The sequence below is a fragment of the Methylocystis sp. genome (assembly GCF_021731785.1).
GTDB lineage: Bacteria > Pseudomonadota > Alphaproteobacteria > Rhizobiales > Beijerinckiaceae > Methylocystis.
This window is the reverse complement of the sequence record NZ_JAKFWS010000177.1, coordinates 1-4,811: the sequence shown is the minus strand read 5'-3', so window position 1 is coordinate 4,811 and position 4,811 is coordinate 1. Positions and strand designations below refer to the sequence as shown.

General features: G+C 59.2%; 4 protein-coding genes and 1 pseudogene. 1 reads left to right on the top strand and 4 read right to left on the bottom strand.

The annotated features are described in order from the left end of the window. Nucleotides 1–101: 101 nt before the first annotated feature. The 3 genes and pseudogenes from QZ964_RS20645 to QZ964_RS20635 all read right to left on the bottom strand — a co-directional run. The gene (locus QZ964_RS20645) at nt 102–857 is read right to left on the bottom strand and encodes a nucleotide disphospho-sugar-binding domain-containing protein (protein WP_246695851.1); all 756 of its coding nucleotides are present in this window, start codon (nt 855–857) and stop codon (nt 102–104) included. 37 nt (nt 858–894) lie between these two features. Beyond that, nucleotides 895–1,401, bottom strand: coding sequence for a glycosyltransferase (locus tag QZ964_RS20640; RefSeq protein WP_245435109.1), 507 nt, complete (start codon nt 1,399–1,401; stop codon nt 895–897). A gap of 95 nt (nt 1,402–1,496) precedes the next feature. After that, a pseudogene (locus QZ964_RS20635) lies at nt 1,497–1,697 on the bottom strand (IS5/IS1182 family transposase); the annotation flags it as partial. 274 nt (nt 1,698–1,971) lie between these two features. Between QZ964_RS20635 and trpS the strand changes: the two are divergent. Then, the gene (gene trpS, locus QZ964_RS20630; protein ID WP_124740587.1) at nt 1,972–2,991 is read left to right on the top strand and encodes a tryptophan--tRNA ligase; all 1,020 of its coding nucleotides are present in this window, start codon (nt 1,972–1,974) and stop codon (nt 2,989–2,991) included. 189 nt (nt 2,992–3,180) lie between these two features. Here trpS and QZ964_RS20625 read toward each other — a convergent pair whose 3' ends face one another. Beyond that, nucleotides 3,181–4,608: an IS1182 family transposase gene (locus QZ964_RS20625; protein ID WP_292534092.1), complete on the bottom strand. Its 1,428-nt coding sequence runs from the start codon at nt 4,606–4,608 to the stop codon at nt 3,181–3,183. Nucleotides 4,609–4,811: the final 203 nt, after the last annotated feature.

The window sequence follows — 4,811 nt, the reverse complement described above, 5'->3', positions numbered from 1 at the left end:
AAACAATCGCGCCCTTGAGCGATGATCCCATCGTCGGGCTGCCCGTTGTAGCCGCCTGATCAACCCGGCTTCCCGGCGAACGTGGCGATCACGCCAACCAGCTACACCACGCCAAGGGACACGATCCAATCGGCGACCGCTTCGACCCCGTGTTCTGTGCGCATGGCTAGGGCGAAGTCTTGTGCCGTGCGCAGATAGCGGTTGTCGCAAAGCTCGGCGAGGGCGTGGGTCGCGTTGTGCAGATTATAGCTGGAGAGTTTCAACGCGAGACCGAGGCGCAGGCGCTGGACGCGTTCACCATGGTCGGGCTGGTCGCCGAAGAATGGGACGATCAATTGCGGCCTACCCGCTCGCACGGCTTGAGCGGTTGTACCGATCCCGCCGTGATGCACCACGCACAAAGCGAAGGGGAAGAGTTCGTTGTGCGGCGCGTCGCAGCAAACGAATTCGTCGGGGCCGACCGAGGACGAGAGCCTCCCGGCGTCTTTTGGCCCAGCAAGCAAGACCGCTCGACGCCCGAGGGCGCGAGCCGCGCTTATACTGATGTCATAGAAGTCGCCCGACACTTGAGGAGCGAAGGACCCCAAGGTGAAAACGATTGGTGCGCTCCCCGAGGAAAGGAAGGTTTTCAATGGCTCGCTGAGACCGCGCCTCCCCTCGTCTTGAGGTTCGTAAAAGGGAAAGCCCGGAACCTCCATATTGACTGGTCCATCCGACGGGCGCGACGCGAAATAGGGCGAATAGAGGCCAAAGAGTTGCGTTGCGCCGTTCTTCCCGCCAAAATTGAGGAAAAAGTCTTGGCGTGAGTGTGGTAGTCCCAGCTTACTTCGAAAGGCGTGGAAGCGCTTCATCCGCATGTTCACGCCGATCCGTATGAGGGAACGGACCAATTTGTTAAACGCGATCGCCGTTCGCGACCTGGGCTGAAGGATGTAGGGCGCCGGTGGGGTCAGAGACGGGGCCGCAGCCGACTGCACGTATAATGGCGCAAGGGCGACTCTCGCTCGTCGGGAGGCCGCAGGCTTCAGCGGCCAAATTTGCGCCAACGAGCAGATTATGCGTGACGATGGCGTCCACTCCTTCTGCCACGGCCAGGGTGTCGTCGTAGGTTTCAGAGAGGAAGCGAAGATAGATTTCGTCCAAGATGAAATACGGATTCTTCAACATGATCCGGAAGGCGCCGGAAAGATCGACGCCGAGCGCGCCGACAATGTCGTTCTCGTGCGGGCGCAAGCGAGCATATGCGACGCCCTCGCGCTCGATCGATCCTCGATGCATTTCGGGCGCGGCGATGACGACGTCGAGATCGCGCCGACGCATTGCGTGAGCGATGGCGATGAAGGGATATATGTCGCCGAGAGTGCCGAAGGTTACGAGCAAAACCCGCTTGCGCTGATCCATTCGCCTTTCCTAAATCAATTCGAAGCACAAACTCACACACCAGAAGTAGGAAGCGCGGCGCCGAAGGAAAGATGGCGAATCCGTCGCCGATCTTGCACGAGGACCTTGAACATCATAACGACGTCGAACGGCGGGCCCCCGCCCTGCGCGCCATCGGAATAGCCAAGCGCTGCGACGAGATCAGCGCGGAACTTCTCGAAATCGACCGCCGCCGCGAACGCTTTCAGATGATCCCCGAGCCCGCTCAGCCGTTTCAGCCGCTCGTCTACGTCGAAAAAGCCCGGCTGGCCACGCATCCATCCGCCTCCGATCCTCTCACGGCCAGAGAATCAGAAATGCTCCGATTTGGCGAGGTTCTTAGAAGCGTCAAACTTCGTTGCAGTTGTTGGACGCAAATGTTACCTTACGGATTATGACAAGCGCTCCGACGACTTCCCTGAAGTGGTGGCGCTCCTTCTAGGAGCGGCACGGACGTTTGTTCAAAGACGAACCAAGCCGCCGGTTGAGGCGGGCTCGGTTGTCACCAAAACCCCACTTCGCACTGGCGGCTCTAATCAAGACGAGACCGCCATGCCTCATTGCGAAAACTTTGCCCCAATCATCCTGACCGGCGACCGTCCGACCGGGCCTCTGCATCTAGGTCACTATGTCGGCACTCTCAAAAATCGCGTCGCGATGCAACGAAGCCACCGGCAGTTTGTGCTGATAGCTGACGCGCAAGGACTCACAGACAACGCCGACAATCCCGACCGGATTCGGCGTAACGTTATCGAGGTGTGCCTCGATTACCTCGCCGTTGGCGTTGATCCTGCCTACACGACCATCTGCCTGCAATCTTCGCTCTCCGCATTGAATGAGTTGACACTGTTTTATTTGAATTACGTCACCGTTGCCCGTTTGGAACGGAATCCGACGATCAAGGATGAAATTCGAACGCGTGGCTTTGGCCGCGATATCCCGGCCGGATTCCTATGTTATCCCGTCGCGCAAGCTGCCGACATCACGGCATTTAAGGCCACTGTTGTGCCCGTGGGCGACGACCAAGTCCCGATTATTGAACAAACCAACGAAATCGTACGGCGTATCAACCGGCAGGCCGCTCGCGAGGTCTTGCCTGAGGCAAAGGCGGTGGTGCCCAAGATTGGCCGCCTACCGGGCATCGATGGCGAGCGAAAGATGAGTAAGTCGCAAGGCAATGCCATCTACCTCTCAGCTTCCCGCGACGAGATCGGCACTGCCGTGCGCCGAATGTATACTGACCCAGGCCATTTACGCGTATCTGACCCCGGTAAAATCGAGGGCAACATCGTTTTCACCTACCTCGACGCTTTCGACCCCGACGTAGATGCCGTGGCCGATTTGAAGGCGAGCTACCGACATGGTGGCTTGGGCGATATCGCTCTAAAGCAGAGATTGGAGCAAGTGCTTGAGACTTTGATCGCGCCTATCCGCGAGCGGCGAGCTGAACTGGCCCGACGTCCGGATGATGTGATTGATGTCCTCCGGCAAGGTACAAAGACGTCACGATTCGTGACGCAGCAAACTCTTTCTGAAGTACGGGAAGCGCTGGGGCTGTTTATCTTGGCCTGATGCCGTATTTGTGCAGAAGTCAAGCAGACCGTGTGGAAACGCTTCGTCGTGAGCGGAAGCCGCCTTTCTGTGACTGACGACGCGGGTTTTCGCGCCGCCGCAGCAAATCTTGCCCCTCGCGCTCCCCAAGCCTTTCCGAGGTGAGCTGAAGCGCCATTTCGGCTCCCATAGGCGGATAAACGGCCTCCCTCAGGGCCGCACGGCCCTCATCAATTCCTCCACGCCGAGAATGTTGATGGCCCTTCGCATGTTGTAGACGAGCGCCGTCAGGCTGAACTCGGCTCGCACTTTGTCGAGGCCGCGCATCAGGAACGCGCCCTGGTTCATCCATTGCTTGATCGTGCCGAAGGGATGCTCGACGATCTCGCGGCGCGTGTCCAGAATCTCGGGTCGCGTCTTCAACCGCTCCGCCATGCGGTCCAGCACCGCCTCGTTCTCCAAACGCGAGACCTTGCGATATTCCTTGGTACAGCGCGATCTCATGGCGCAAACCAGACACGCGGCCCGGTTAGAATAGTCGAACTTTTTCAGGTCCCGCAGCTTGCTTTCGTAGCGCGTCGAAAGAACCTGTCCCGCCGGGCAGATGTAGGCGTCCCGCTCGGCGTCGTAGCGGAACTCGTCCTTGCGGAAAAAGCCCTCGCGAACGGCGGGACCGCGCTGCGGCCTGGGAACATAGGGCGTCATCCCCGCCTTCTCGCAAGCCTCGATATCCTCGATCTTAAAGTAGCCCTTGTCGGCGACGACATCTATCTTTTCGACTTCGAGAATGTCGCGCGCGGCCTCGGCGGTTTGCGTCAGCAAGCCCATGTCGACAACCTGATTGCTCACCGCTTGCTCGACAATCATCTTGTTCTTCGCATCGACCGCGATCTGAATGTTGTAGCCGACGCCGACCTTTGTGTACGCCGCCATGGCGCGGCTGTCGGGATCGGTCAGCGATATTTGCTCCTCGCCGCTGCGCTCGAGATCGGCCAGCATCGCGTTGTAGCGATCGCGCTTTGTGCGCAACGCCTCGATTTTTTCCGCGAGATTTTTCGTGCGCGAACCGCTGGTTCCCGCTTCCGTGGCGTCGTCTTCATCAAGACGCTCGAGATATTCATCGAGACGTTCGTCCACCGCCTTGATGAACTTCTCCAGCGAGTTCTTCGTGAAGTTGCGGTCCTTGTTGTTGACCGCCTTGATGCGCGTGCCGTCGACGCCAAGCAGTTCGCGCCCGAAAAGGTTGAGTTCGCGGCAGAGCTCGACGAAACGCCGGAACACCGCGCGGAAAGCCTTGCGATTGTCGGCGCGGAAGTCGGCGATGGTCTTGAAGTCGGGCTTCAAGGTGCGCAGCAGCCATGTGACTTCGACGTTGCGATGGCATTCGGCTTCCAGCCGTCGGCTCGAACGAACGCGGTTGAGATAGCCGTAGATGTAGAGCTTCAGCAAATCGCCGGGCGCGTAGCCGGGCCGTCCCGTCTTCTCCGGCGCGACACGCGCGAACCCGCCCGCCGCGAGATCGAGCCCGTCCACGAAGGCGTCGATGAAGCGAACGGGATTGTCGGGGCCGACGTAATCGTCGATCGCCTCGGGAAACAAAAGTGTTTGCGAGCGGTCGATTCCAGATATGTGCGCCATGACGCGATTCTATCAGGTCGCCGCCGCCAGCGGGATCCAGGCGCGAAAATTTCAACGTGGGTTTTCACACGGTCTGCAAGAATTTCGGAACAGGGATTTCGCTCGGAAAATCGCACCTTTTTGAGAGACGCGTCGGAACGCGCAAAAGCCCGCCGGAGCGGCGGACTCGAGGTTCCATATTGGCGGCTTATGCGCGAGGCGCG